Annotated in this window: 20 protein-coding genes; 9 read left to right on the plus strand and 11 right to left on the minus strand. The window is 50.2% G+C overall.

Annotated features, from left to right (window positions below):
- Positions 1 to 177 precede the first annotated feature (177 nt).
- Positions 178 to 1,158: a ribonucleoside-diphosphate reductase gene (locus COW20_13335; GenBank protein PIW47273.1), complete on the plus strand. Its 981-nt coding sequence runs from the start codon at positions 178 to 180 to the stop codon at positions 1,156 to 1,158.
- 23 nt (positions 1,159 to 1,181) lie between these two features.
- Positions 1,182 to 3,554 carry a ribonucleoside-diphosphate reductase subunit alpha gene (locus COW20_13340; protein PIW47185.1) on the plus strand — a complete coding sequence of 791 codons (2,373 nt, stop codon included), beginning with the start codon at positions 1,182 to 1,184 and terminating at the stop codon, positions 3,552 to 3,554.
- A 12-nt stretch (positions 3,555 to 3,566) separates the two neighbouring features.
- Here COW20_13340 and COW20_13345 read toward each other — a convergent pair whose 3' ends face one another.
- Complete coding sequence (locus tag COW20_13345) at positions 3,567 to 4,724, minus strand: DUF1343 domain-containing protein (GenBank protein PIW47186.1); 1,158 nt, start codon at positions 4,722 to 4,724, stop codon at positions 3,567 to 3,569.
- Between the two features lie 240 nt (positions 4,725 to 4,964).
- Between COW20_13345 and COW20_13350 the strand changes: the two genes are divergently transcribed.
- Complete coding sequence (locus tag COW20_13350; GenBank protein PIW47187.1) at positions 4,965 to 5,696, plus strand: hypothetical protein; 732 nt, start codon at positions 4,965 to 4,967, stop codon at positions 5,694 to 5,696.
- 52 nt (positions 5,697 to 5,748) lie between these two features.
- Here COW20_13350 and rocD read toward each other — a convergent pair whose 3' ends face one another.
- On the minus strand, positions 5,749 to 6,984 hold the full coding sequence (gene rocD, locus COW20_13355; protein PIW47188.1) for an ornithine--oxo-acid transaminase: 1,236 nt from the start codon (positions 6,982 to 6,984) through the stop codon (positions 5,749 to 5,751).
- A 153-nt stretch (positions 6,985 to 7,137) separates the two neighbouring features.
- Positions 7,138 to 8,103: a cell division protein FtsZ gene (locus COW20_13360; GenBank protein ID PIW47189.1), complete on the minus strand. Its 966-nt coding sequence runs from the start codon at positions 8,101 to 8,103 to the stop codon at positions 7,138 to 7,140.
- Positions 8,104 to 8,412: 309 nt separating this feature from the next.
- On the opposite strand from COW20_13360, the gene COW20_13365 reads away from it, so the two are divergent.
- Entirely contained in the window at positions 8,413 to 9,537 is a 1,125-nt protein-coding gene (locus COW20_13365; GenBank protein ID PIW47190.1) for a hypothetical protein, read from the plus strand.
- Between the two features lie 27 nt (positions 9,538 to 9,564).
- Positions 9,565 to 10,485 carry a hypothetical protein gene (locus COW20_13370; GenBank protein ID PIW47191.1) on the plus strand — a complete coding sequence of 307 codons (921 nt, stop codon included), beginning with the start codon at positions 9,565 to 9,567 and terminating at the stop codon, positions 10,483 to 10,485.
- Between the two features lie 27 nt (positions 10,486 to 10,512).
- Here COW20_13370 and COW20_13375 read toward each other — a convergent pair whose 3' ends face one another.
- The 6 genes from COW20_13375 to COW20_13400 all read right to left on the minus strand — a co-directional run bounded on the left by COW20_13375 (position 10,513) and on the right by COW20_13400 (position 18,214).
- Positions 10,513 to 11,319: a hypothetical protein gene (locus COW20_13375; protein PIW47192.1), complete on the minus strand. Its 807-nt coding sequence runs from the start codon at positions 11,317 to 11,319 to the stop codon at positions 10,513 to 10,515.
- Positions 11,316 to 13,904, minus strand: coding sequence for an alanine--tRNA ligase (locus tag COW20_13380; GenBank protein ID PIW47193.1), 2,589 nt, complete (start codon positions 13,902 to 13,904; stop codon positions 11,316 to 11,318). Before COW20_13380 ends, COW20_13375 begins: the two co-directional genes overlap by 4 nt.
- A 248-nt stretch (positions 13,905 to 14,152) precedes the next feature.
- Positions 14,153 to 14,884: a ferritin gene (locus tag COW20_13385; protein ID PIW47194.1), complete on the minus strand. Its 732-nt coding sequence runs from the start codon at positions 14,882 to 14,884 to the stop codon at positions 14,153 to 14,155.
- 19 nt (positions 14,885 to 14,903) lie between these two features.
- Positions 14,904 to 15,512 carry a hypothetical protein gene (locus tag COW20_13390; protein ID PIW47195.1) on the minus strand — a complete coding sequence of 203 codons (609 nt, stop codon included), beginning with the start codon at positions 15,510 to 15,512 and terminating at the stop codon, positions 14,904 to 14,906.
- Positions 15,513 to 15,656: 144 nt separating this feature from the next.
- Positions 15,657 to 16,682: a hypothetical protein gene (locus COW20_13395; protein ID PIW47196.1), complete on the minus strand. Its 1,026-nt coding sequence runs from the start codon at positions 16,680 to 16,682 to the stop codon at positions 15,657 to 15,659.
- A 173-nt stretch (positions 16,683 to 16,855) separates the two neighbouring features.
- Positions 16,856 to 18,214: a hypothetical protein gene (locus COW20_13400; protein PIW47197.1), complete on the minus strand. Its 1,359-nt coding sequence runs from the start codon at positions 18,212 to 18,214 to the stop codon at positions 16,856 to 16,858.
- A 60-nt stretch (positions 18,215 to 18,274) separates the two neighbouring features.
- On the opposite strand from COW20_13400, the gene COW20_13405 reads away from it, so the two are divergent.
- The gene (locus COW20_13405; protein PIW47198.1) at positions 18,275 to 18,790 is read left to right on the plus strand and encodes a hypothetical protein; all 516 of its coding nucleotides are present in this window, start codon (positions 18,275 to 18,277) and stop codon (positions 18,788 to 18,790) included.
- A 246-nt stretch (positions 18,791 to 19,036) separates the two neighbouring features.
- Here the strand turns inward: COW20_13405 and COW20_13410 are convergent, their stop codons facing one another.
- On the minus strand, positions 19,037 to 19,897 hold the full coding sequence (locus COW20_13410; protein PIW47199.1) for a hypothetical protein: 861 nt from the start codon (positions 19,895 to 19,897) through the stop codon (positions 19,037 to 19,039).
- A gap of 212 nt (positions 19,898 to 20,109) precedes the next feature.
- Between COW20_13410 and mviN the strand changes: the two genes are divergently transcribed.
- Positions 20,110 to 21,675 (plus strand): murein biosynthesis integral membrane protein MurJ, encoded by a 1,566-nt coding sequence (gene mviN, locus COW20_13415; protein ID PIW47200.1) that lies wholly within the window; start codon positions 20,110 to 20,112, stop codon positions 21,673 to 21,675.
- On the opposite strand, the gene COW20_13420 is transcribed toward mviN, so the two are convergent.
- Positions 21,647 to 23,728 carry a hypothetical protein gene (locus COW20_13420; GenBank protein PIW47201.1) on the minus strand — a complete coding sequence of 694 codons (2,082 nt, stop codon included), beginning with the start codon at positions 23,726 to 23,728 and terminating at the stop codon, positions 21,647 to 21,649. The two genes, mviN and COW20_13420, sit on opposite strands and share 29 nt — an antisense overlap.
- 207 nt (positions 23,729 to 23,935) lie before the next feature.
- Here COW20_13420 and COW20_13425 point away from each other — a divergent pair, with 207 nt between their 5' ends.
- Positions 23,936 to 25,018 (plus strand): hypothetical protein, encoded by a 1,083-nt coding sequence (locus COW20_13425; GenBank protein PIW47202.1) that lies wholly within the window; start codon positions 23,936 to 23,938, stop codon positions 25,016 to 25,018.
- Between the two features lie 6 nt (positions 25,019 to 25,024).
- Positions 25,025 to 25,537: a hypothetical protein gene (locus tag COW20_13430; GenBank protein ID PIW47203.1), complete on the plus strand. Its 513-nt coding sequence runs from the start codon at positions 25,025 to 25,027 to the stop codon at positions 25,535 to 25,537.
- The last annotated feature ends 5 nt before the right edge of the window (positions 25,538 to 25,542 follow it).

Below are 25,542 nucleotides of genomic sequence, written 5' to 3' on the forward strand. Positions count from 1 at the left end.
CTGTTACAATTGTAGTTACCCAATCCGAATAGTGAGTCAGATAACCCGGTGTTATCTACAAAAGAAGCTGCTGAGCCCCTTGGGACAGACAGCCGCTTTGATCTGCCGGAAGCAGCCAGAGTCATACCTTAAACGCAAAACAGGACAAAGAATTCAGAAATGATGACATTATCACAAGTGACCCAAGAACCGATCCTCACCGCCAATAAAAACCGTTTCGTACTTTTCCCCATCAAACACCAGGCCATCTGGGAAATGTACAAAAAAGCCGAGGCCAGTTTCTGGACCACCGAAGAAATCGACCTTTCAACCGATATTCAGGATTGGGAACACCGCCTGAATGAAGATGAAAAACATTTTATTAAACACGTTCTGGCCTTTTTCGCAGCCAGTGACGGCATTGTCAACGAAAATCTGGCTGTCAATTTCATGCGCGAGGTGCAATACCCCGAAGCCCGTTGTTTTTATGGCTTTCAAATCATGATGGAAAATATCCATTCTGAAACCTATTCGCTTTTGATTGATACCTATATCAAAGACAATGCCGAAAAACAAATGCTTTTCAATGCCATCGATACCCTGGCCTGCGTACAGCGCAAAGCCGACTGGGCCCTGCGTTGGATTGAAAAGGGCAGTTTCGCCGAGCGCTTGGTGGCCTTTGCTGCCGTAGAAGGCATTTTCTTTTCTGGCAGTTTCTGTTCGATTTTCTGGCTCAAAAAACGGGGCCTGATGCCCGGTCTGAGCTTCTCTAACGAGCTGATTTCACGCGATGAAGGCATGCATACCGACTTCGCCTGTTTGCTTTATTCACAGCTGCAAAACCGCCTGGCCCAAGGTCAGATTGAAGAAATCATCCGCGAAGCCGTGACGATTGAGCAGGAATTCGTGACCGATGCCCTGCCCGTGAAACTGATTGGCATGAACGCCGAAATGATGAGCCAATATATTGAATTTGTAGCCGATCGCCTGCTCGTTTCACTGGGCTGCGAGAAAATCTACAATGTGGGCAATCCCTTCGATTTCATGGAACTGATTTCGCTGCAGGGCAAAACCAATTTCTTCGAAAAACGGGTCTCCGAATACCAGAAGTCCGGAGTCATGAATACCGTAAATAACCAGAAAGAAGACAATGTCTTCAGCATGGATGAAGACTTCTAAACCGATTATCAAAGGGTGTGCCAATGTACGTATTAAAACGCGACGGTCGTTCTGAAGCCGTCAAATTCGACAAAATTACCAACCGGATTCAGAAACTCTGTTACGGCCTCGATCAGGCCCATGTTGACTCGGTACGGGTTGCCATGAAGGTGATTGAAGGCCTCTATGACGGGGTGACGACCCTGGAACTCGACAATCTGGCTGCCGAAATCGCCGCCACCATGACCACCCGTCACCCGGATTATGCGTTGCTGGCGGCCCGGATTGCAATTTCAAACCTTCACAAGACCACCAAAAAGTCTTTTTCAGAGACCATGCGGGATCTCTATGAATATATTGACCCCAAAACCGGCCACAGCGCCTCGTTAATCTCCAACGAAGTCTGGCGGATTATTGAGGCCAATGCCCAGGAACTGGATTCGGCGATTATTCACGACCGGGATTTTCTGCTCGACTTTTTTGGTTTTAAAACCCTGGAACGCTCCTATCTACTCAAACTCAACGATCAGATTGTCGAGCGCCCCCAGCATATGTTGATGCGTGTGGCCGTGGGCATTCACCGCGAAGATATTGCAGCTGCGATCAAAACCTACGACCTGCTCTCAGAGCGTTGGTTTACCCATGCCACCCCCACCCTTTTCAATGCAGCCACCCCCAAACCCCAGATGTCTTCCTGCTTTTTAATCAGCATGAAAGACGACAGCATTGATGGGATTTATGATACCCTCAAAACCTGCGCCAAGATTTCACAATCAGCAGGCGGCATTGGCCTGAGCATTCACAATATTCGCGCCACGGGTTCGTATATCAGCGGCACCAACGGCACCAGCAACGGGATTGTACCCATGCTGCGGGTCTATAACGATACCGCCCGCTATGTGGATCAGGGCGGCGGCAAGCGCAAAGGAGCTTTTGCCGTTTATCTCGAACCCTGGCATGCCGATATCATGGAGTTTCTGGAGCTGCGGAAAAACCACGGCAAAGAAGAAATGCGCGCCCGCGACCTGTTTTATGCCCTCTGGATTCCCGATCTGTTTATGAAAAGGGTCGAAGAAGAAGGCGAATGGTCGATTTTCTGCCCCAATGAAGCACCGGGTCTGGCCGATTGCTGGGGCGAAACCTTTGAAACCCTCTATACCCGCTATGAGCGTGAAGGCCGGGCCCGCAAGACAATGAAAGCCCGTGATCTCTGGATGGCGATTCTCGACGCCCAGATTGAAACCGGCAACCCCTATATGCTCTATAAGGATGCCTGCAATAGCAAAAGCAACCAGCAAAATCTGGGCACGATCAAATCGAGCAATCTCTGTACCGAGATTGTCGAATACACCGCCCCCGATGAAGTTGCCGTCTGCAATCTGGCTTCGCTGGCCCTGCCCAAATACGTGGTGGACGGCCAGTTTGACCACCAGAAACTGTTTGAGGTCACCCAGGTCGCCACGCGCAACCTGAATAAAATCATCGACCTGAATTATTATCCGGTCGAAGAAGCCCGCAATTCCAACCTGCGTCACCGCCCGATTGGCTTGGGGGTTCAGGGTCTGGCCGACGTGTTTATCATGCTGCGTTTGCCCTTTGATTCAGACGAAGCGCGCCAGCTCAACCGCGATATTTTTGAAACGATCTATTTCGCAGCCTGCTCCGCCTCTATGGAACTGGCACAGGCCGAAGGCCCCTATTCAACCTTCGCAGGGTCTCCTGCTTCCCAGGGCAAACTGCAGTTTGATCTCTGGGGGGTTGAACCTTCCAGCCGTTGGAACTGGACGGAACTGAAAGACAAAATCCGTGAACATGGCCTGCGCAACTCACTCTTGCTGGCCCCCATGCCCACGGCTTCAACCTCTCAGATTCTCGGCAACAATGAGTGCTTTGAGCCCTATACCTCAAATATCTACAGCCGCCGGGTACTCTCCGGTGAGTTTATCGTGGTCAATAAGCACCTGCTGCGCGACCTGGTGGATTTGGGCATCTGGAACGAAGGCCTCAAAAATAAAATCATTGCCAGCAATGGTTCGATTCAGAATATTCCTGAAATTCCCGAGCATATCAAAGAGATTTACAAAACCGTCTGGGAAATCAAGCAACGCAGCCTGATCGATATGGCCGCCGATCGCGGCGCCTTTATCTGCCAATCGCAATCGCTGAATCTCTTCATGGAAAATCCCACCTACGCCAAACTGACCTCGATGCATTTCTATGGTTGGAAAAAAGGCTTGAAAACAGGCATGTATTACCTGCGCACCAAAGCCGCAGCCGATGCGATTAAATTTACCGTGGAGCCTGTCACCAGCGCCCAACCCCCGGTAAGTGCAGCGGTCAATCCCTTGGGCATGACCGCCGAAGGCGTGGCCTGTTCCCTGGAAAACCCTGAAGCCTGTGAGGCCTGCAGCGGTTAAACAGCGAGCGCTTTAATGCTCTGGATAGAGCAGATAGCGCGCCCTTAACTGACGATAATCCGCCAGTGGCTTTTCCCAGCCCTGGCGGATTTCTGCTTCCGTCAAGCCCGCTTCAATCTGTTTGCGCAAGTGATCTGTACCCGCCAATTTATCGAAAAAGGGATTAAAAAAGGCTTTTTCACCCCGGTCATGCTGGTAAAAATACAGCAACCAACGCAGACTGAAGCGCAAATCTGTCTCCTGTCGCAAATCCAGACCATAACAGGCTTGATCTTGATAAGGAGGCGTCAGCGCTTCTTGGCGGCTTTGCGGTCGAAACACAAAGGCACCAGCCTGAACATCGGGCAGACCCAAGACCTGAAATGGCCAGTCGGTTCCCCGCCCTACACTGACCCGTGTGCCCTCAAACAAGCCCAAAGAAGGGTAAAGCCGAATGGCCAAATCATTGGGCAAATTGGGAGAAGGTTTCACCGGCAGAGAGTAAGGAGTAGCGTGGGTATAGGCCTGAACCGGAATCACGCTCAGCTTGAGCGCTTGGGCATGCTCTATCCAGCTCTCGCCCTGAATCATCCGCGCCAGCTCTCCCACCGTCAAACCATGTACAAGCGGAATCGGGTGCAGGCCCACAAAGGAACGAAAAGCAGGTTCTAAAACAGGCCCGTCTATCTGATCTGCATTGGGATTGGGACGATCCAAGACCAGCAGGGGCTTGCCTGCTTCGGCTGCCGCTTCCATCACATAGTGCAGGGTCGAGATATAGGTATAGTAGCGTACGCCCACATCCTGAATATCAAAGACCAGCAGATCCAGATCGCGCAAAGTTTCAGGCTTGGGTTTGCGGTTCTGTCCATAGAGCGAAACCACGGGCAAGCCTGTTTGAGAATCTACCCCATCTGCTAAATGCGCCCCAGCTTCAGCCTCGCCCCGAAAGCCATGCTCTGGTGCAAAAATACGCTTCACCGAAATGCCCTGGGCCTGCAAAAAATCTACCAGGTGCAAGCCCTGGGCGCGTGAGGTGGGATTCACGACAAGCCCCACAGAATGCCCTTTGAGCAAAGGCAGATAGCGCGCTGGCTGCTCCGCCCCCGGCAATGGAAGCGCCTGGGCCAGCGGCAAAAAAAGAAAACCCAAGAGTAAATACAGGGCCCATCCCCAAAATCGAAAAGACATGGCCGCTCTCCTTTTCCTAATCAAAAACCGAACTGCAAAACATGCTCTATTCCGCCAGACACCCTCTCTGTTCAGCATGCCTGCTCTCACCCTGTTTGTCAAAAGCCAGTCCCCAAAATCTGTCATTTTGATCTAAAAACCCTTAAAAATTAATCTTCTGTTAAAACCGGGTCAGAATTTATACTTTAGAGATGATAAGATAGAAACAGAGAACAGCAAGCCTCAAGGAGCCCCTTCACCATGATGATTTCTCCCCAGTCCGTGATACCTGCGCAGCCAGCCTCTGCTGCCCCGCCCAAACCCGCAACATCTCCCGCGCCAGTGACCCAGGCAGAACTCGATTGGGCCGTTCAGCTTGAAAAAGCGGTAACCAACGGTTATCAGCCAAACACGCAAGAACAGGAAATGTACACCGAGATTTACAAGCGTTATCAAAGCTCACAAGCAGAGGCCTCTGCTCAAACGGAAAAGGCTTCCCCAAGTGTTGAGAGTGGCGAAAAAGCAGAATCCAGCAAAGGTATTCTTGATTACCCCAAAGATCTGGCCATGGGCATTACTGAATATGCCGCCAAAGGCCAGGCCAAAAACTCAATTGAATTCTTGGATGATGCTGGAGATATCAAAGAGAACCTCGGAGATTCTTGGGATCATATCAAAAAAGGCGAAGTCGGCAAAGCAGGCATCGACGTGCTCAAAGCAGTTGGCAATACCGCCAGTGCGGGCGTGAATTTATTTCAGACCGGTCTGCACACCCTGTTGGGTGGTTTTTCAACCGTGGTTTCTCTGCCCCTCAATCTGCTCGACAAAGGGGCCGAAAAAGCCGGCGAACATCTTTCCAAATCCGAAAGTGGTTTTGGCAAAGCCGTGGGCAAAGTTTCGACCTTTATCGGGGGCCAAAACAGCAATGTGGGCTATAATGAAGCCCTTCAGACAGCCGCCCGCGAAGGCGTACGCGCTGCCCACCAAGATTAATTTCACACAGCAAAAGCCGGGGCAAAAACCCCGGCTTTTTGTATGGCCTTATTCAGACAAAACTTAAGAGCGTTTCACGAATAATCGCCAGACTTTCTTCCATTTGCGCTTCGCGAATCACCAAAGGGGGCGCAAAACGGATAATATCTCCGTGGGTGGGCTTACACAGCAGCCCTTTTTCCTTGAGTGCCAAACAGACATCCCAGGCCGTACGGCCATCTTCAAAAGGCTCAATCACCACGGCATTGAGCAAGCCTTTGCCCCGTACTGCCTTAATAAATTCGACTTCCTGCTCCAGAATCAGCAGGCTTTGACGGAATTGTTCTCCCATCAACTCGGCATTTTCAGCCAAATTTTCATCTTTAAGCACCTGCAGGGCCTCTATCGCCACACGACAGGCCAAGGGGTTGCCCCCATAGGTCGAACCGTGTTCTCCTGGTTTAATACAGAGCATGATCTTGTCATCAGCCAAGACGGCAGATACGGGCAAAACCCCACCCGAAAGTGCTTTTCCCAAAATCAGAATATCTGGGCGCACATGCTCATGATCCGCCGCCAGCATTTTGCCAGTCCGGCAGAGACCGGTTTGCACCTCATCGCAGATCAGCAAGACCTGGTGCTGGGTGCAGAGTTCTCGCACCCGATGCAGGTAGCCGGTATCAGGCACCACCACCCCCGCTTCACCCTGAATAGGCTCCACCATAAAGGCCGCCACATGCGGATCTTGCAAAACCGCTTCCAGGGCATGCAAATCGTTATAGGGAACCAGTTCATAACCCGGCATATAGGGACCAAAACCCGCATAACTGCAGGGATCTGTGGAGGCAGAAATCGCACCCAAGGTTCGCCCCCAGAAATTATTGCGGGCAAAAACAATCTTGGCCTGGTTCTCAGGAATGCCTTTGACGGTATAGCCCCATTTACGGGCCAGTTTAACCGCCGTTTCTCCCCCTTCCACACCCGTATTCATGGGCAAAACCTTATCATAGCCAAAATAACGGGTAATATACTGCTCATAAGGCCCCAAGACATCATTGTAGAAGGCTCGGGAAGTCAGGGTCAGCGTCTGGGCCTGCTCAGTCAGGGCCTTGAGAATGCGCGGATGACAATGTCCCTGATTCACCGCCGAATAGGCCGAAAGGAAATCAAAATAACGCTTGCCTTCAATATCCCAAAGATACACACCCTCTCCCCTGGCCAAAACCACAGGCAGCGGATGGTAATTATGGGCACCATACTGATCTTCAAGGGCCATCGCTTCGGCTGAAGAAGCGGCTTTAAACTCCATGATCAACACCTCAAAACAGATTTAAACCTTTCTATCTTACCGGAGTTACTCTGAAAGTCACCACCCCCTCAGCCCATCCTGCAAAGCAAAAACTAGAAAAAAGGAGCAAGAAAAAAGGGCCTTCTTTGCAGAAAGCCCTTTTAAAATAGCGCTTTAACGGGCCTGTTGCATGGCCTGGGCCAGTACTTGCTTGCCCACAATCGCGATCACCGTGACCTTGACTTCGTCTTTCATATTCTCATCGAGAACGGTACCAAAAATAACATTGGCATCGGGATTGACGGTTTTGTAAATCACCTCTGCCGCCATATTGATTTCGTGCAGAGCAATATCGCTGCCACTGGTAATATTGAAAACCACGCCCGTAGCGCCGTCGATTGAGTATTCCAAGAGGGGATTTTCAATCGCGCGTTTGACGGCTTCAACCGCTGGGTGTTCCACTTCACGGGAAGAAGAACCCACACCCATCACACCCACACCGGCATTCGACATCACGGCTTTCACATCCGCAAAGTCAACATTGATCAAGCCGGGAATCGTGATAATGTCTGAAATGCCCTGAATGGCTTGAAAAAGGACATTGTCCACTTCGCGAAAAGCATCACGCACGGCCATTTGACCTTTCATGCTTTGCAAGAGACGGTCATTGGAAATCACGATCAGGGTATCGACACTCTGCAGCATGCGCTGAATGCCAGCATCTGCCTGATCTTTGCGCTTTTTGCCCTCAAAGGTAAAGGGCTTGGTGACCACGCCCACAGTCAAAGCTCCGCCACTTTTGGCCATCTGGGCCAGCGCTGGAGCCGCCCCTGTCCCCGTGCCACCGCCCATGCCGCAGGTGACAAAAACCATATCTGTTTCCTGCAAATATTTGGCCATTTCATCGCGGTTTTCTTCAAGCGCTTTGAGGCCTACGCCGGGATCTCCGCCAGCACCCAATCCACGGGTCAGGCGAGAGCCAATTTGCACGCGGTTTTCGGTTTCAACCAGAGAAAGAGATTGTGCATCCGTGTTTACGGCAATAAACTGCACGCCCGAAAAAGAGGCTGAGCGCATGTGATTGATGGTATTGCCACCACTGCCACCCACCCCAAATACTTTTATGTTCACAAGTGTCATGAAATTCTGAGTCCTATGCGTTTCGCAAGATTTTCAGTCAGTTTAGCATGTTCTCCCCCAAGAAAAAGGGGGTTCTGTCACAGGCGGAGCCAGCTCATGACTTCACAGCTCAGAAATCATTTGAAAAGGCGCTCAACCACCGTACTTCTTGCATTGCTCTCCTCCCCCAAGGAAGCAGTGTGTCTGAATCGGATTTTTCTGTTCATGTTCACCGTGAAAAAAAAATTCTCCTCATTCAATTTTTAAAAAAAAAGCTCATTTTGAACTTATATCTTAAAGAAAGCAAAGAGACAAATGAGGTATTCGCAAATGTCAGATATGAGACTCAATCAAGCCATTCCCCACACACAAATCAACACACTCAAACCAAAGCAAGCAGAGCCCAGCCCAGCCCTCTCCCCCACCCAAGAAACTCAAGCCCCAAGCTCTGGCTATCAGAAATACGCCCCCCCCTCCCCCCAAGAAAAACCAGTTTTAGAAAGTCAACAGGTTCACTCGCTGATTCAGAATTCACGCCCCAGTGCATTGAACACAGCCAGATTGCAGGCCCTCTCAATCCCTTCTCTGCAATCCGTTCAGGGCACCATTCAACGCTCTTATGAGCAAGTGATCAAAAATCCCCAGAACAAAGAAGAGGCTTTCACCAGTCTGCGCGAATCCTTTAAACCACAAAGCTTGAGTTTTTCCGACAAACTCAGAAGTTTTTTTGGCATGCGGGCGGTTCTCAAAGATCGAAAAAAAGCCGAGCAAAGCGTGTTCGGTCACGAACTTAAAAATCTTTTAAGTGTCATGGCACATCCGGAAAGAGCTTCAACCAGAGATCTGAATACTGTACGCGCTTTTCAATACCATTGCTTAAAAGAATTCAGCAAAGAAAATGTAATGGGTATAGACCAAATGATCAAATTGTCAAAAATGGATCCCCAGGATCCAAACCTAGAGAAAAAACTCCTCTCATTCATCCAGAATTGTGTCAACGAAAATGGAAAATATCAAATTAATCTGCCTTCTAATATGCGCAAAGGAATCATGGCCATCGCCAAGAGCTTGTCTACCCCACAATCTCCTCCCTTGACCCAGGAAGAGCGAAAAGAAAAACTCGATACATTAATGGTCAAGATGGTAGAAGTCAATAAGGAGCTGTATTCCCTGCTCAAGGACCCCTTTCTACGCTTTAAACAGAATTTAGATCACCAGACAAACCAGATTTCAGAAAATCGCTTCGGCAAAGAATGGCATACACGCCTCGAAATGTGGAGCAGTGGTTCTTTTATGCCTTTTGCCAAAGCCACGGGCAAGACCATTTTAGATGGGCTCACACTGGGTCTTCTCAATTGTTTCAAGGGCTGGACAGCCGATACGAAAGAATCAAACGATCTCAACGAACAACTCTCAGAAATCAACAAAGACATCGAGACAATGAATTTGTTCTAAGTTGAATTAAACAGCAAAGGAAAGAAAATGGTAACACTCTTGGAAAGAGCAACAGAAAATCTGGAAGCAGAAAAAATCCATACGCAAGCCATGGAAAAACTGACTCAAGCCATGATTCAACAGTTTAAACACCCCCCTCCGCTGGAAGAAATTTATCAGGATCTCAACAAAGCCCTGCGTCTGGATCCCCAAAATCCGGATCGCTCTGCTGGCATGGCTTATTTTCTGATCCTTATTGGCGCTTTGGATCAAGTGCCCAAGCATTTGGCCAAAGCCCTTCGACTGAATCCAGAACATTCAATAGCACGGCAATTAGTGCAGGGTCTAAACGAACTCAAACAACAGGATCCGCTGGAAAAAAGACTGCTGGAAGTAGAGGCCTTTCAACGCTGGCCCAGACCCCAAACGGCCTCCGAATACGATGATCTCTACGACGAAACGGAGCGCTTTATACGTCAAGAAGCTCTCTTCTATTTACAGGCTATGATTCCCCCTGAAGTCAATGTGGGGGAGTTAGAACAAAACCAAAGATCTTTTCTTGGGCTTTTACACGCGAGTGTTCAAAGTATCCAAGCCAAACTCGAGATCTTAGAAAGTGAATTTGAAGTGGATGCTCTGGAGCGAGAGTTGCGCCCTTTGAGCCAACTCAAAACCCGTTTTGAAAAAGTGGTAAACCACAATCTTGAGCTCATTTACTGGCAAGAACAGCTTCAATCCTTCCAAGAGATGGTTCACGGCGCTTTTGAAGAATTAAAACATTGGCCCAAAGGTCAAAGCTTGGATAAAAAGTTTTCTGACCGTCTTGAAGCCCTCTACGATATCTGCGACCAATTGGCCGATGAATTAGACAGCTTGGCTCAACGCACCAGTATTGCTCCGATTGAAAACCAATATGAAGCAGCCGTTCAAACTTTACAAAAGCTCCAAGATTCACTTGATGAATTTTAAAAAGCCCCTCTCAACAAAGTACTTTCCCTAGCGCCGAATACTCACATGCCACTTCGAAAAGATCTTCATAAAGACAGGATCTTTGAGGGCTTTGCGCATCACCTGATTGATCTGCTCTAAAAGCTCTTTGTTCTCAGCCTGAACCACGCCCACATAGGGGGTTTCTGGCGTGATTGGCTCTCCTGTCAGACGCAGGCCCGGCACCGTCCAAAGATACCAACCGGCCAGCGCCCGCTCACTGAGCACACCATTGAGACGTGACTGGGCCAAATCCTGAAACAGAGTTTCAGGCTCATCATAAGCCTGAACACCAATGCCTGCCTCTTTGAGACGGTTGAGATCATCCAGCAGAATCTGAGAAACAGAATCACGGATCACCCCCACCTTTTTGCCTTTTAAATCAGAAAGATTATAGGTAAAGGTATCGGCTTTGCGTACCACCAGCTGCTGATAAGCGGTATAGTAATGCTCTGTAAACAAAAGGCCTGCGGGCAACTGGGGATTATTGGCCTCAGGCTTTTCAATCGCATTCAAAGCCAGATCCACTTCTTTTTTTGAAACCGATTCCAGCAGTTTTTCCCAGGCCAGCTCTTTGATTTCAAGCTTTTTATTGAGCTTGCGCGCCAGATAGCGCACAATTTCAAACTCAAAACCGCCATAATTGTCTGAACTGGCTGTTTTCGCTGTGGGTTCGAGCTTATAAATAAATGGCTTGCCGATATTCGGATCCATGCCCACCCTCAGCGTTTGGGAACGTTCCGCCACGTTCTGCCCAGGGCAGCCACTGATCAAGAACAAGAGCAGTGGCAGCCCCCACCGGAGCAGGCGCTTCAAATACCCGCCCCCAGCAAATACTCGTGCAGGGCCGATGCCAGTTTTTCCAAGCCCTCGGGGTCTGTTCCGCCACCGGCTTGGGCAAACTCAGGCTTACCGCCGCCACGGGCCCCAACCAAGGGCCCCAAAGCCTTAATAATCGCACCGGCCTGCACCCCAGCCTGAACCATCGTGGTTGAAACACGGGCCACCAAATTGACCTTACCGGCGACTTCAGCCCCCAGCACGACAATACTTTGGGCTTTGCGTCCACAGAGGGCATCTGCGATCTGTTTCAAGGCCTCGGCATCGGGCACATCGACACGGGCCACCAAGACCTGGGCCTGATTGTGCTCCTTAAAGTTGGCTGCCAATTCTTCAACCTGCAAAAGCGCCATTTTGCCCTTGAGTTGTTTGAGTTCTTTGTCTTGATTGCGCAAAGCTTCCTGTAATTTGCTTAAACGTCCTGGAATTTCGGCAAAAGGTACTTTTAACTCACGAGCCAAAGCCTTGAGCAAGTCTTCATTCTGGCGCGCGTAGCGATAGGCGGCAAGGCCAGCCACAGCCGTAATACGGCGAACACCGGCAGAAATAGCCTCTTCAGAAATGACCTTAAAGGAGCCAATCGTCCCCGTCGCAGGCACATGGGTGCCCCCACAGAACTCCATGCTGTAGTCGCCCATGCCAATCACACGTACCACATCCCCGTATTTTTCGCCAAACATGGCCACGGCACCGCTTTTACGCGCTTCCTCAATCGGCAACACCTGGGTTTGCACCGCGTGATTGAGCATAATCTGGGCATTGACGATTTCTTCAACCTTTTGAATTTCTTCAGCGCTCATGGCCCGGTTGAAATTGAAGTCAAAACGGGTTTGCAAATGGGTGACTTCTGAACCGGCCTGCTTAACCTGATCTCCCAGCACATCTTTCAGCGCCTGGTGCATCAGGTGGGTTACCGAGTGATGTTTCATAGTTTCCCGGCGGGTGCTCTGTTCCACCTGGCATTGCACCTGAATCTGAGGTTGAAGCATGCTGAATTCATCGCCGCGAATCACGTGCACGAAGACCTCACCGACCTTTTGCACATCGACCACTTCAAAGCTATGTGCGCCAGCGAGAATCACGCCATGATCGCTGACCTGGCCACCACTTTCCGCATAAAAGGGCGTGCGGTTCAGCACCAGGCGACGCAGTTCATGGGTATTGCTTTCAAGACAGGCCAAAATTTCAGCCGAGCTGTTCAGTTCCTGATAGCCTGTAAATTCAGTCGCGGGAAAACCCACCACATGGGCCCCAATATCCAAATTGGAACGGGAGGCTGCACGGGCCCGTTCAACCTGTTCCTGCATCGCAGCCTTATAACCGGGCAGGTCAACCTGCAAGCCCTGTTCTTGGGCAATTTCCTGAGTCAGTTCCAACGGAAAGCCATAGGTATCATAAAGTTCAAAGGCCACCTGGCCCGGAATCACCAGGGAAGTGAGGCCAGCCAAGGCTTCTTCAAGTTTTTTCACGCCCCGGCCCAGGGTACGCAGAAAACGCTCTTCTTCAATTTGAATGCTTTCACGGATCTGTTCCTGCTTTTCTTTGAGCGTGGGATAAATGGGGTAAAGCTCCACAATCGTCGGTAGCAGGGTATATAAAAAGGGCTCATTGATCCCAATAAAATGCCCAAAGCGAATCGCACGGCGCATAATCCGGCGCAAGACATAGCCTCGACCTTCGTTGCCAGGCTGTACGCCATCGGCAATCAGCATGGCACTGGCACGGCTGTGATCTGCAATCACCTGCAAAGCCGTGGTATAGCGGGGATTGTTCTCCATGCCTTCAGCGGCCAGGGGTTTGACTTTTTCAATAATGGCCTGAAGCAAATCGGTTTCATAATTGGTGGGTTTGCCCTGCACCACCGAGGTAATGCGCTCCAGCCCCATGCCGGTATCAATATTCTTGGCGGGCAGGGGCTCCAGCGAACCGTCGGCCATGCGGTTAAACTCCATGAAGACCAGATTCCAGACTTCAAGAAAACGCACATCGTCATCATCGCCGGGCAGCAGGCCTTTATCCAGGTGCTCACCCATATCATAATAAATTTCGGTACAGGGGCCACAGGGCCCCGTTTCGCCAGCGGCCCAGAAATTGGTATCGTCGCCCCGACGTGAAATTCGTTCCACAGGGACACCGGCTTTTTCCTGCCAGATGCCAAAAGCTTCATCATCATCGTTATAAACGGTGACATAGAGCTTTTCTTTGGGAATTTCAAGCACGCCGGTGAGAAACTCCCAAGCCCAGGGGATCACCTCTGCTTTGTAATAATCCCCAAAGGAAAAATTACCCAGCATCTCGAAGAAAGTATGGTGGCGCGCGGTAAAGCCCACATTGTCGAGGTCGGTGGTGCGGAAGCATTTTTGATAGGTCGTGACCCGACTGTGGGTGGGTTTTTCGGTGCCAAACATAATCGGTTTGAATTGCAGCATCCCCGCCGTGGTCAGCAAAACCGTGGGGTCGTTATAGGGCACCAGAGGAGAACTGGGTAAATGAGCATGCCCCTTATTTTTAAAATATTCAATAAATTTCTGGCGAATTTCAGCGCCTGTCAGTGTTTTCATGAAAGCTTACCTCGCATCACAGTACAGCCCAGTATACCACCCGCATTTGACTCAGCAGAATAGGATGGAATCTGGGCACAAGGTTAGAAAGAAGGCAAAATCAACCCGGCAGGCCCCTTCAGACGCAGGAAAAAGCGCTTGGCTTGGGCCAAAGTCTGATCAGGAACCAAGAGCATAGGCAATCTGCAGCCAGCCATCGGGCAGCTGCCCGATGACTGGCACGAAAAGAGTTTAGCAGAAATCAAACCTTAGCCCCCACTGCCCCGTTCAACAGCGCTCTGGGCAATCTGATCAAATTCAGCCTGACTCAAATGTTTAGCAGTATAGGTGCCTCCCGCTGCTTTCAAAGCTTTTGAAAAAGCACGCAGATGGTTGCGCGATCCTCTTTCCAGCTCTTGATAAACCAAGCGGATATCATCCTGATCGACAGCCCCCAGCTGGGTTTTCAGATCGGCAAGATCCAGCTCTTCAATTTCAAGCCCGACCTGAAGCGCGGCGAGATAGGAAGCTTTGCCCTGTGCCACCAGCGTATCATACAGGCTTTGCAGAGCAGGCGCTGTAAATTTACCAGCTTCTTTCAAGGCCGGATCAACCACCTGATAACGTTCAAGCAATTGCCTAACAGATTCAGTATGGGTGGCTTCACTGCCTGAAATATTCTGAAAGGTTTGGCTTTGACTGCTCCAAGAGGCAGCTAAGACCGCATAAACCTCTTGAGCCAGTTTTTCTTCTTCCCGCATTTGCAGCAAGCCTGCCTTTTCAGCCTCAGACAGATCGGACTTGGGCATCTGGGTCAGGGCCTGATTGAGCAGATTGTCTACCAACTGGGTATTGCCTTCACTGTCGACTTTGACAAAGGGATTTTTACTGTTGAGGGTTGCATTTTGACTGGGGGCAGCAGCATTGGGGCCTGCACCGGCCCCCACAGAACAAGCACTCAAAAGCAGAAGGGGTAAAATGAATTTAAATGTGTTGAACATGAGAGATTCCTTTTCTGTTTTAAAATGAAGCGCGACCCGGTCCGCGCCGGTGAGCCTGGGCCAGGGCCTGATCGAATTCCTGCTGAGACAGATGTTTGGGCGTATAGGACACCCCCTGGGCCTGCAAAGCCCGATAAAAAGCTTGTAAATGATGCGAAGAGGCCTGAATCAACTGGCCCGCAACCAGAGTTTCAAAAGCGTCTTGCGTTTGTGCCTGCCAAACTTTGAGATCGGCAAGATCTCTTTCCTCAATTTCAAGTCCCACCGCCAGCGCAGCGGGCAATGAGACCTCACCTGCTTTTTTGAATGCCTGATACACCGCTTGCAGTTGGGCCGTTGAAAACTTACCGAACTCAAGTTTCAGGCTGGGATCTTTCAGTTGGCGGGCCTGTAAAACAGAGCGCATACGTTGCAAATGGCGACTTTCAGCCGCTTGAATATTGAAAAAGACCCGATGGTTCCACTTTTGGCCGAAAGAGAGGTAAAGATCATGGGCCAATTTTTCTTCTTCGGTCAGATGAATCAAAGACACGGTTGCGGGTGCTTGATTTTGGCTATAGCTCGGCAGGGTCGTCAAACCTGCTGTCAGCAAAAGGCTGAGAAAGACGGTCGCGTGTTTGAATTTCATGGTTAATCACCTCTTTAAATATATTATACCCCATATAGTATATTCAAATTGATCTTTATCAATTCAGAGGTTTAGACTCAGAAAAAAAAACAAAAAGGCCCCCGTAGGGGCCAAGCGTAGTAGGAAAGAGTCGAAAAAAGAGGACTAACGATCGGAACGAATATTCAAATCAACCGTAACTGGAATATGATCGGAAGCATTGTAGAAATACAATTTTTGCCATTGCTCTCCCTGTTTGAAGGGCTTGTACAATCTGACAGATTTGGGCACATATTCATTCATCATGCTCCGTGACAGCAGCAGATAATCAATACGGGAACGGTATTGTTTGGGGTGATAGGTATAAACCTCGGGGCCATTGCCCAAATCCTGCTGAATCACATCGGTCAGGCCCAAACCACTGACTTGAGGATTCACCAAGGGTTGAACAGGCTTGGCATTGGGAGCATCATTAAAATCACCCATCAGAATAAAGTTTTCACGGGGATTGGCCTGCTGAAAATCAGCAATGATTTTTTGCGCAGCACGGGCCTCGGCCTCACGACGCACATCAGCAACCGCCCCACCATGATGTGATTTCAAATGCCCCACAAAAACCGTAAAGGCATAGTTATTCGGGCCTTGAATGCGCACTTGGAGTAAATCACGGCTGAAACCCACAGGTTGGGGCTCACCCGGCACAGGAAAACGCAGATCTTTGTGTGAAATCACAGAGGTAATCGGATAACGGCTGAACAGTGCAACGTCGATACCACGGGTATCATTGCCTTCGACCAATACCACTTCACGGTAGCCCATATCGGCCAGATATTGATCACGGAAATGGGCGAGAGTGTCTTTTGACTCAACCTCTTGCAGACCCATCACATCTGCATTGATATCGTGCATGGATTCACCCAGGGCAATCAGCTCTTTTTGAGGTTTGGCAGTCTCTTTTTCTTTGCCGGGGTTTTGTACACCATCAAAGAGATTGCGAATATTATAGGTTGCAATCCGAAGCGAACCGGGTTGACGCCCAGGGGCTGCAGCAGGAGAAGCGGCATTGGCGCGCACCATCATGGGGCCAGCAACAGCCTGACGGGTCATTAAAGCAGAAGAAAGGGGCGCACTTTGACCACACGCCGTCAGCAAAAGCAAACCTGAACACAAAGCAGAAATAAATTTAGTCACAATACTTATCCTCTACGCGTTTTATATAATCAAGTTGTAGAGCAAATAGCCTGCAAATATTCTTAGGTTTTAGTTATTGTTAAGATAATTATTGGTTAAATCATATCATCGCAAAGAAAAACAGAGTTCTGAAAGGCCTGAATTTTCTCAGAATCAGCTGCGTGCTGAAGGCCCTATCCCAAAATTCGGCGAATTTCTTCTGCCACGTTCTCTTCACGTACCAAGGTCAGACGACCGGCTTCCACCACGGTTTCCCCCCCCACAAAAACCGCCTGTATCGCTTCAGCGGGCCAGGCTGAAAAAATCAATTGGTTTAATACGGCTGTTTCTACTTCTTCAGCATAGGCCGCAGGTAAAAGCGAAGGATGCTCTAAATTCACAGCCAGAAAGTCTGCTGCCATGCCCGGCTGAAGCTCTCCCACGGGCAAGCCCAAAACCTTACCACCATTGAGATGCAACATGCGGTACAAGCTGCGCGCTGCGGGAATACAGCCCATGGCCAAATTCTGGGTGCGCTGTAAATACTCAACCGTGCGTGCCTCGGCAAAGAGATCGGTCTGAATATTGGCATCGGTTCCCAAACCGACAGTGACGCGTCGGCGAACCCAGCCGGCAATATCTGCAATGCCATCGCCCAAAGCCATATTGGTAAGCGGGTTATAGGCAATCGAAGCATGTTTTGCTGCCACCCGATCCTTATCGGCTTCGTTCAGCCAAATCGCGTGAACCAAAACCGTACGCTCGTCTAAAACCCCCAACTGATCAAGCGCTCCGACAGGGGTTGTACCGTAGCGCTCCTGGGCCAATTGCAGATCGCTTTGTTGCTCAGCCAGATGAATATGCCAGGGCGTATCCAACTCTTCAGCCAGTGCTGCTGCCGCCTGAATCAAATCAGGCGAAGCGCCGTGTAAGGAATGGGGAGCAGGCAGAACAGAAACTCTTGCATGTTTCTGATACTGAAGTGCCAATTGACGGGTCTGCTCTATGGCCTGTTGCCAAGGCTCCTTGAAACGCTTCTGGCCTTCTTTTTCGCCCTGATCATACAGGGCTCTGACCAATGAAATTCTCAGCCCCAGATCGCGGGCAGCCTGAAGTACAGCCTGTACATTGCGTTGACGGCTGGAAGAGCCGTCGGGCAAATTGTTCAGATAAAAGAACTCGCCCACCGTGGTAATTCCCTGCTTGAGCATCTGGCTAAACACCAGCAAAGCCGAAGCATAGAGCGTATCTTCATCTTGCGCCAAGACCAAGGGATAAAGAAAGCGATCGACCCAATCCTGAAAATGACGAGGTTGCCCGGTGGTAGGTCGCAATAAAACCTGAAAGGCATGGCTGTGGGTATTCACGCAGCCGGGCAGAATCAGCGCTTGGGGAAAATTCAGTTCTTCTTCAAATTCAATCTGACGATGCAGAGCATCGGCCTCCGCTGACGTGCAAATCCGCTCAATCAAACCCCGCTCATTCACCAAGAGACAATGATCACTCAGCCAAGTGGTTCCGGTATCTATGTATTTACTGTTGATTCGTTTCATGGTACACCTTTGTTTGCATCCGAGTGCATTTCATTCTAACGCAGAACGAAGGAGACGCTTATGGCAAGCGATGAGATCCAGTATTTGTTTGGGCTTAAAATTAAAGACAAGGAAATCCAATTGGGCGGTGATCGCATTTTTGTTGAAACCCAAATGGAAAAATGGCTAAAAATTTTCGCGGGTGAACTGCCTGCCGATTTAATGCCTTCAGGACATACCCCTGCGGCCCCCTCAGCCCGTGCCGCCGATATGAACTCAGGCGCAGCAAATGCGCGTAAATTGCCAACCCTTGCCGAATTTCTCAAAACCAAAGAACCCAAAGAAATTTCTGACGCAATTCTTGTCGTGGGACTGTATATGGAGCGTTTTCAGCAAAAGAATTTGTTTACCCGCTGGGATCTGATGCAAACCCTGTTTAACCGCATGGGTAAAAGTGAAGAAGACGTACAACAAGCGCTTACCTTTTTGGTCAACCAACAATTCTTGAGCGAAACCCAGACCATGGGCAGCAGTGATCTGTCTTATTCCCTGACTTTTTCAGGTGAACAGGTTGTCAAAGAAGGTTTTCAGCGCTAAGCCTTCTCTCCGTTTCAATGGCTCTCCTCTTTGTACAGGAGGGAGAGCCATTTCGCAGCGCTAAAAACGAGTTCTGGTATACCTCTTGGGTTGATTTTGAGCCCTTGGCGACCAGCCAGCGATGCTATCCGCCCAGAACAAGAGACATGAACTGAATAGAAAACACTTTGATGGCCCCCTTCTCTGAACAGCCATAAAAAAACAGCCTCGAAAACGAGGCTGTTTTTTTAATGGGTGAATCAAGAATCAGCGAATCAGGCTCAAAGCCGTGTCGATATTCGACAGGGTAACGGTAATCACCTTTGAAATCGCTGAATACATTTTCTGAGCCAGCGACAGTTCGGGAACGGTTTGGGTCAGAGAAGCATTCGAAGCTTCAAGCGAATTGGGGACCACACGGCCGGCAGGGTTGCCACCCGCATCGTTATAATTGCCATTGACATCCAGCGTGCTGGTCGCAGGAAAAGTGGCTCCGGGGGCTATTTCAAAAATGGTGGAGCCATAGCGAGAGAATTGAAGTTCAAGCTGGGGATTGTTGACGATCTGCACCATCAGATGGTCCAAAAGAATCTGACCGTTGAAAACATCTTCGTCCCCTGTCGCCGCCCCGACCGTGACATTTAATTCGCCGGGAGTAGCATCGGCATCATCAATCAGGGTAACTGCATCGTTATCCGCACTCATGACATAAAGCCCCTGGCTATTGACCAATTTAGGCGGCTGCTCAGTATTGAAGTGAAACTCCCCATCGCGGGTATAGTATCTGGTACCTGACCCATTGGCCAAGCTGTTCAACACAAAGAAGGCAGGTGCCGAACTGGTTTGCTGAATTGCCAAGTGGGTAAAATCTGTAGAGGCGGTAATCGCACCCTGGTTGAAGTCAAGGGTCGTCTGCACAATTCCCAAACTCTGTTCAGCGATATGCACGCCCAAGCGGGGGGCAACAGTGGGTTTCCCAGTAGAAACAGCCCCACCCTCAAATTTGACACGGGTCGCCTTATAGCCTACGCGACCGGCACCAGCCATATTGGAGTTCAGGGTGGCAATCCATTCATCAATGGATCGCAGGGAGGCTACGGCTGCAAAGCTTAAATCACCAAGTCCCATGTGTGTCTTCTCCTCTTCATTTTCAAAACCTGTTCTGAATCAGGTATTCAGAATTTGGGTTCAATGTATATACTTTTCCACGTATTCTTATCAGAGATCTCCCTGAAGAACCTGTTGCAACTTAATAAAAATATAACATAAATAGCTTTTTATTTAACGAAACAAGTTTACACTTAACATAATATTAATAATAAGAACCCAGGATAGCCCCTATGTCACTGCTGCGAGCAGCCAGTTTAATCGCCATACTCTCTTTGGTTTCCAAGGGTGTCGGACTTTTACGCGATATGGTTTTTGCCTATTATTGCGGCCTGAGTGTCGTCACCGACGCCTACAATACTGCCTATTTGATTCCCGGCAGCTTTGCCCTGCTGATGCTGGGAGGCCTGAATGGCCCCTTCCATTCAGCCGTGGTCTCGACCCTGACCCGCCCTTGGCAGGATGAAGATCGGGAAACCTATGAAACGGTTTTGGATACGACCTTGGTCTTTACCTTTCTCTTGATGGGCACCATAGCCCTGCTACTCTATTTTGCGGCCCCTGGCATTATCGGGCTCTGGAAAACACTTTCACCAGAAACCGCACAACTTGCGACCTTACAATTGCAGATTATGGCCCCCATGTTTCTGCTTTCAGGTCTGATTGGCATTTCTTATGGCGTCTTAAATATCCGCCAATCCTTTTTTACGCCCAGCCTCAGCCCGATCATGGCCAGTCTGACGATCATTCTGGCGCTGATCTTTTTTTCAAGCCCCAATGGCTTGAGCCTCTCACGGGCCTTGGCCTGGGGCACCTTGATTGGTGCAGTCTGCCAATTGCTGCTGCAAATGATTCCTTTGCTGCGCAGTTTTCGCCCCCGAGGCCTGCGTCTGAACTTTCGCCATCCCCTCTTTCACGCCTTGCTGCGTCTGCTCTTTCCTGCCGTGCTCAGTTCGACAGTGGGGCAGGTCAATCTCTTTGTGATTTATTTCTTTGCAGGTGCGGCAGATAAGGGCATTAGCGCCTTTCAATTGGGCAACCGCCTCTTGCAGTTGCCCCTGGGTATTCTCTTAACGGCCCTGCTGGTTCCCCTTTTGCCCGTGCTCAGCTCAGCAGCTCAGGAAAACGATCATTTTGAAAGTCTCAAAACCCGTCTGAACCAGGGCTTGCGTCCGGTTATTCTGATCACCCTTCCCGTCACTTTGATGCTGATCTTCTGGGGGCCTTTTTTAATTGCCTTTCTGTTTGAAAAAGGGCGCTTTACCGCTGAAGACACAGCACTCACCCACCAGGTATTGCTGTTTCTCTCTTTGAGTATTTGTTTTTATGCCGTACGCGATCTTTTAATTCGGGTTTTTTACGCCCTGCAAGATTCCCGCGTGCCCTTTCTCACGACCTTTGTCTCCATTCTGGGCATGTTTGTTTTCAGCGCTCTCTTCGCGCCAGGCATGGGGGTAGCAGGGGTTTCGCTGGCAGCTTCGCTTTCAACGGGCTTGAATTTTATCGTGCTCTCATTTTTGCTTAAAAGACGAATTGGCAGCTGGTTTGAAAGCGCAAGCTGGAAACATCTGGGCCGGGTGCTTTTGGGATGTATCCCCTTGATTCTCGGTGGTTGGGCCTGTCTCACGGGTTTGCCCAGCTTGCCCAAACTCTGGCAGACCGTGGGCACGTTTTTAGCGCTGAGCCTGCTCAGTGGAGCCTATCTGGGTATTTTGATCCTCTTGCGGGACCCCGAAGTGGGACATGTTTTGGGTATGATCACCCGCCGTTTCAGACGCCGTCCGACAGACTCTGTCTGAGCGCGGCCTGATACTGTTCGCGACTCAAAGGCTGGGTACGCTGAGCCGCAAAGGTACGCAGATATTGAGAAGCCACTTCAAAGCCCGAGGCCAGGAGCGTTCTTTGGTGCCCCAAAGTCAGATAGGCGGCCTCATGCTCAGCACAGGCCCGCCAAAGCCAATCCCCCGTGCTTAAATCCCAAAGTATCAGCGTGCCATCTTTGCTGACAGAGCAGGCCCGATCCCGCTCGGGTAACCAAAGCAAATCCGTGACATAATCCGTATGACCCATCAAGGTTTTGAGACAGTTTCCCTCCCGGTCCCAAAGCCGCAGGCTGCGATCCCAACTGCCCGAAAGCAAATACTGCCCATCAGGACTGAGCGCCAAACAGGTAACATCGAGACGGTGTCCTTCAAAAACCTTGAGCGTTTCACCCGTTCGCAAATCCCAAAGCCGCAGGGTTTTATCCCAACTGCTTGAAAAAGCTTCGGCCTTGCCCGGCACAAAACGCAAGGCCGTAATGCCACTTTCATGGCCCAGCAATGTTTTCAGACCTTGTCCCGTTTCCAAATCTAAGAGCGAAAGCTGACCTTTACTACACCCTGCCAAGGCCAGTTTGCCATTGGCAGAACAGGCCAAGGCCTGTATCCAGTGGGAGAAGCCCTTGTTTTGCCACAGAATCTGACCTGATTCAAGTGATTGGCAGACCAGGCGCTTGTCTGCGCTTCCGCTCAGCAGGTGGTGAGAGTGGGGACAAAAACTCAAGGCAGTCAGGCGATCACTGTGTACTTCTTTCAGAATCTGAGGGCTGGCCTGCAAATCCCGCCACAGAAAAAGTTGGTGCTCAGCATCTCCAGCAGCCAGCACCCCCTGCGGACTGCTGGCCAGACTTAAAACAGGGGCAAGCGGCCCTTTGAGCCAGCGCTTTAAACGACCTGTCGCAAGTTCCCAGCAACGCAGGCCTGCACTCTGCCCCCCGACAAAGACCTCTCGCCCATCTGGGCTTAAGGCCAGACAAAGCAAGCCCTGGGCCTGGGGCGGGTTTAAAATCAAGGGGGGCAAAGCACTGGCGGAATCAATCGAAGCAAGCGGTTCAGCTCGCTGTTTCAGCGGTTTTTCCAAGGGCTTGTTCAGAACCCGGGGCGCCTGGCTTTGCATCAGCCACTCGGCAATACTTTGGGGTCTTTGGGCAGGCAATAAACCCAGACCAGATTCCAGAATATGCTCCCAAGGCGCAGGCAAAGGGCTCAGATCGAGAGACTGGCCTTTGAGCCTTTCCAACGCTGTCACGGGCATTTGCCCACTGATCACGACATAAAAAACCATCGCCAATTGAAAGATATCTGTCCAGGGGCCGGTTGGAAAATCCAAGGAAATCAGTTCCACAGGTGCGTAAGCTGGGGTAAAAACCTGAGGCACAGCATTCGCCAGCCCCTGCAAAGACGAACCAAAATCCAAAAGCAGCGCATCACCGCTGCCCCGAATCCAGATATTATCGGGCTTGATGTCTAAATGCAAAATCTCCTGCGCATGCAGCGCTTTCAAGGCTGCCAATAACTGCTTAAAAATTCCCCCAGCCTGTGCAGGCGGCAATCGCCCCTCCGGGGCATTTAAAAGCAGTTGCTCAAGGGTTTGCCCCTGAAGATATTCCATCACCAGATAGGCCGTGCTGTTTTCTTCAAACAAGTCCTGACAGCGAATCACGCCGGGCTCTCGCAGACGATAGAGCATGCGCCCTTCAGCCAAAAAACGCTGAAGACTGTTTTCAAAAACCTCACGCCAAAAATCAAAGACCCGAACCCGCCCCCCGGCTTCACGTTCCACACAGCGCTGGGGAAAAAACTCTTTGATCGCCACCGCCTCATTCAGCAAGCAATGAACCGCCCGGTAGGTAATGCCAAAACCGCCTTTACCCAAAACCTCACACAACCGGTATTTGCCGCCATGCAACTCTGATCCGGCAGGCAGACTGTCACGAAAATAGGTGGTGGTATCCAGGGCGCATTGTGGGCAAGATGAGGGAATCGCCTCTGGCCAAGCGAGATGACAGACCGGGCAGCGCGTTGCTTGCACAGGAACTCCTTAGAAAAGCTGAATCAGCAGAAAAACAGACCGACAAAAGGTTTGAGCCCATTTTAACGAAAATAAAGCGAAAGATCCAGCCAGCTACTTTTATTTTGAAAGCCAGCAAAAGACTGAGGAGAAAAGGAATTTTTCGGCAAACAGGATTTGCTGGTATAATGGCTAAACATCTCAAGACAAAAGCACAAAGGTACGCGTATGAAACGTTGGCAACGACTCGGAAAGACTCTCTCCGCCCTGGCTTTGGCCTTTGCAATGGGCTTTAGTCCCACCCTCTCGCAGCCAGCCCAGGCTCAACAATCTCCGACCACCACCCCCAATCTGGTGATCCCTCTGGGCCAGGTGATTACTTTTCAAATTCCCGATGGAATCAGTACTTTCGTCTTGGGTGACAGCAATATTGCCCGTGTGGTTGTGCCCCCCGGTCAAGATAAATACGCAGTGGTCACGGCCATGAAGCCCGGCGTCACCAATATGCTGATTTGGACCCAACGCAGCGAAAAACCGATCAACTATGTGATTGAAGTTTCGCCCAACTCCCGCAGCGAACAAATCGCCGTACGGGTCAAGGTCTTGGAAGTAGAAACCAGTTCCGATGGCAAATTGGGAATTGACTGGTCAGATTTTGTCACCTTTCAGGAAGCCGTTCCCAGTGCGCCCTTCCGTTTTGGCATGCCCCTGCGCACCACCACCCTGAACGCCAAAATAGATACCCTGATCAATGATCGCAAAGCCCGTTTATTGGCAGAACCCACCCTGGTGCTGCTCAATGGCAAAGAGGCCAACTTCCTTTCGGGGGGTGAGCTGCCTTTGATTGTCACGGACCGTGACCGCATCAATGTTCAATGGCGTGAATACGGGATTCATCTGAATCTCAAAGCTCAAATTGAAGGTTCAAACATCATTCAAATGGAAATGAACCCCGAAGTGTCTGATGTGGACAAGGTCAACAGCGTAACCATTGCCAATCAGCTTCAGGGCGGCTCTTTCGTGGTTCCCGCCTTTAAAACCCGTCGGGCCAAAACCACCCTGCGCGTCCCCGATAATCAGACCATTGTGATCGCAGGTCTGCTCAAAAATGACAAACAGGAAGTCAATCAAAAATTTCCGCTTTTGGGAGATATTCCCTTCTTGGGTTATCTTTTCAAGACCGTCGATTTTGTGGAACGTCGCAGTGAACTGGTCTTTATTGTCACTCCCGTGATTCTGCGTGACCCCAAACTCGTACCCGAAGCCAATTATGGCAAGGATGCGGATGTTGAGAAGCAACAGAATCCTTAAACTGCCGTGAAAGCACTTTTGCTTCTGACCCTGATTGCGGCTCTCTTTTGCCTTTTGCTGTTTCAAACCAGCCGCTCCATTTTTGTGCGCTCTGCCGGGCTTTTCATTATCCTGGCCTGCGCCTTTGTCTGGGAACTGCAGATCAGGGCAATTCCACATTATGGCCTCTTGGTTCTGATTTCCATTCTGATGGCCTTGGGTTTTGCCTCTGACTATTATTCAGCCAGTCTGCGCACCTGGTATTTCAGAGTTTCAGAAGCCGCCCTCTGGGGGGTGGTGATTGGCAGTTTTGCTGGCGGATTTATTCTCTGGATGCTTCTCGGTTCAATTGGTGGCCTGATTACAGGCTCTTTGCTCGGGGCCGTGATTGGTGAATTCAAAGCCCGTGGCGTTCTTTCTTTTAAACAAGGTCTCAAAACAGCATTGGGAGCCTGTGCTGGGGTTTTTGGCATGTCTGCCAAACTGATGTTTGGCCTGGAAATGGTTTTCTGGATAATGGCCTCTACCCCCGGGCATTAGACCCG

The sequence above is a fragment of the bacterium (Candidatus Blackallbacteria) CG13_big_fil_rev_8_21_14_2_50_49_14 genome, assembly GCA_002783405.1.
In the GTDB taxonomy this organism is placed as follows: domain Bacteria; phylum Cyanobacteriota; class Sericytochromatia; order UBA7694; family UBA7694.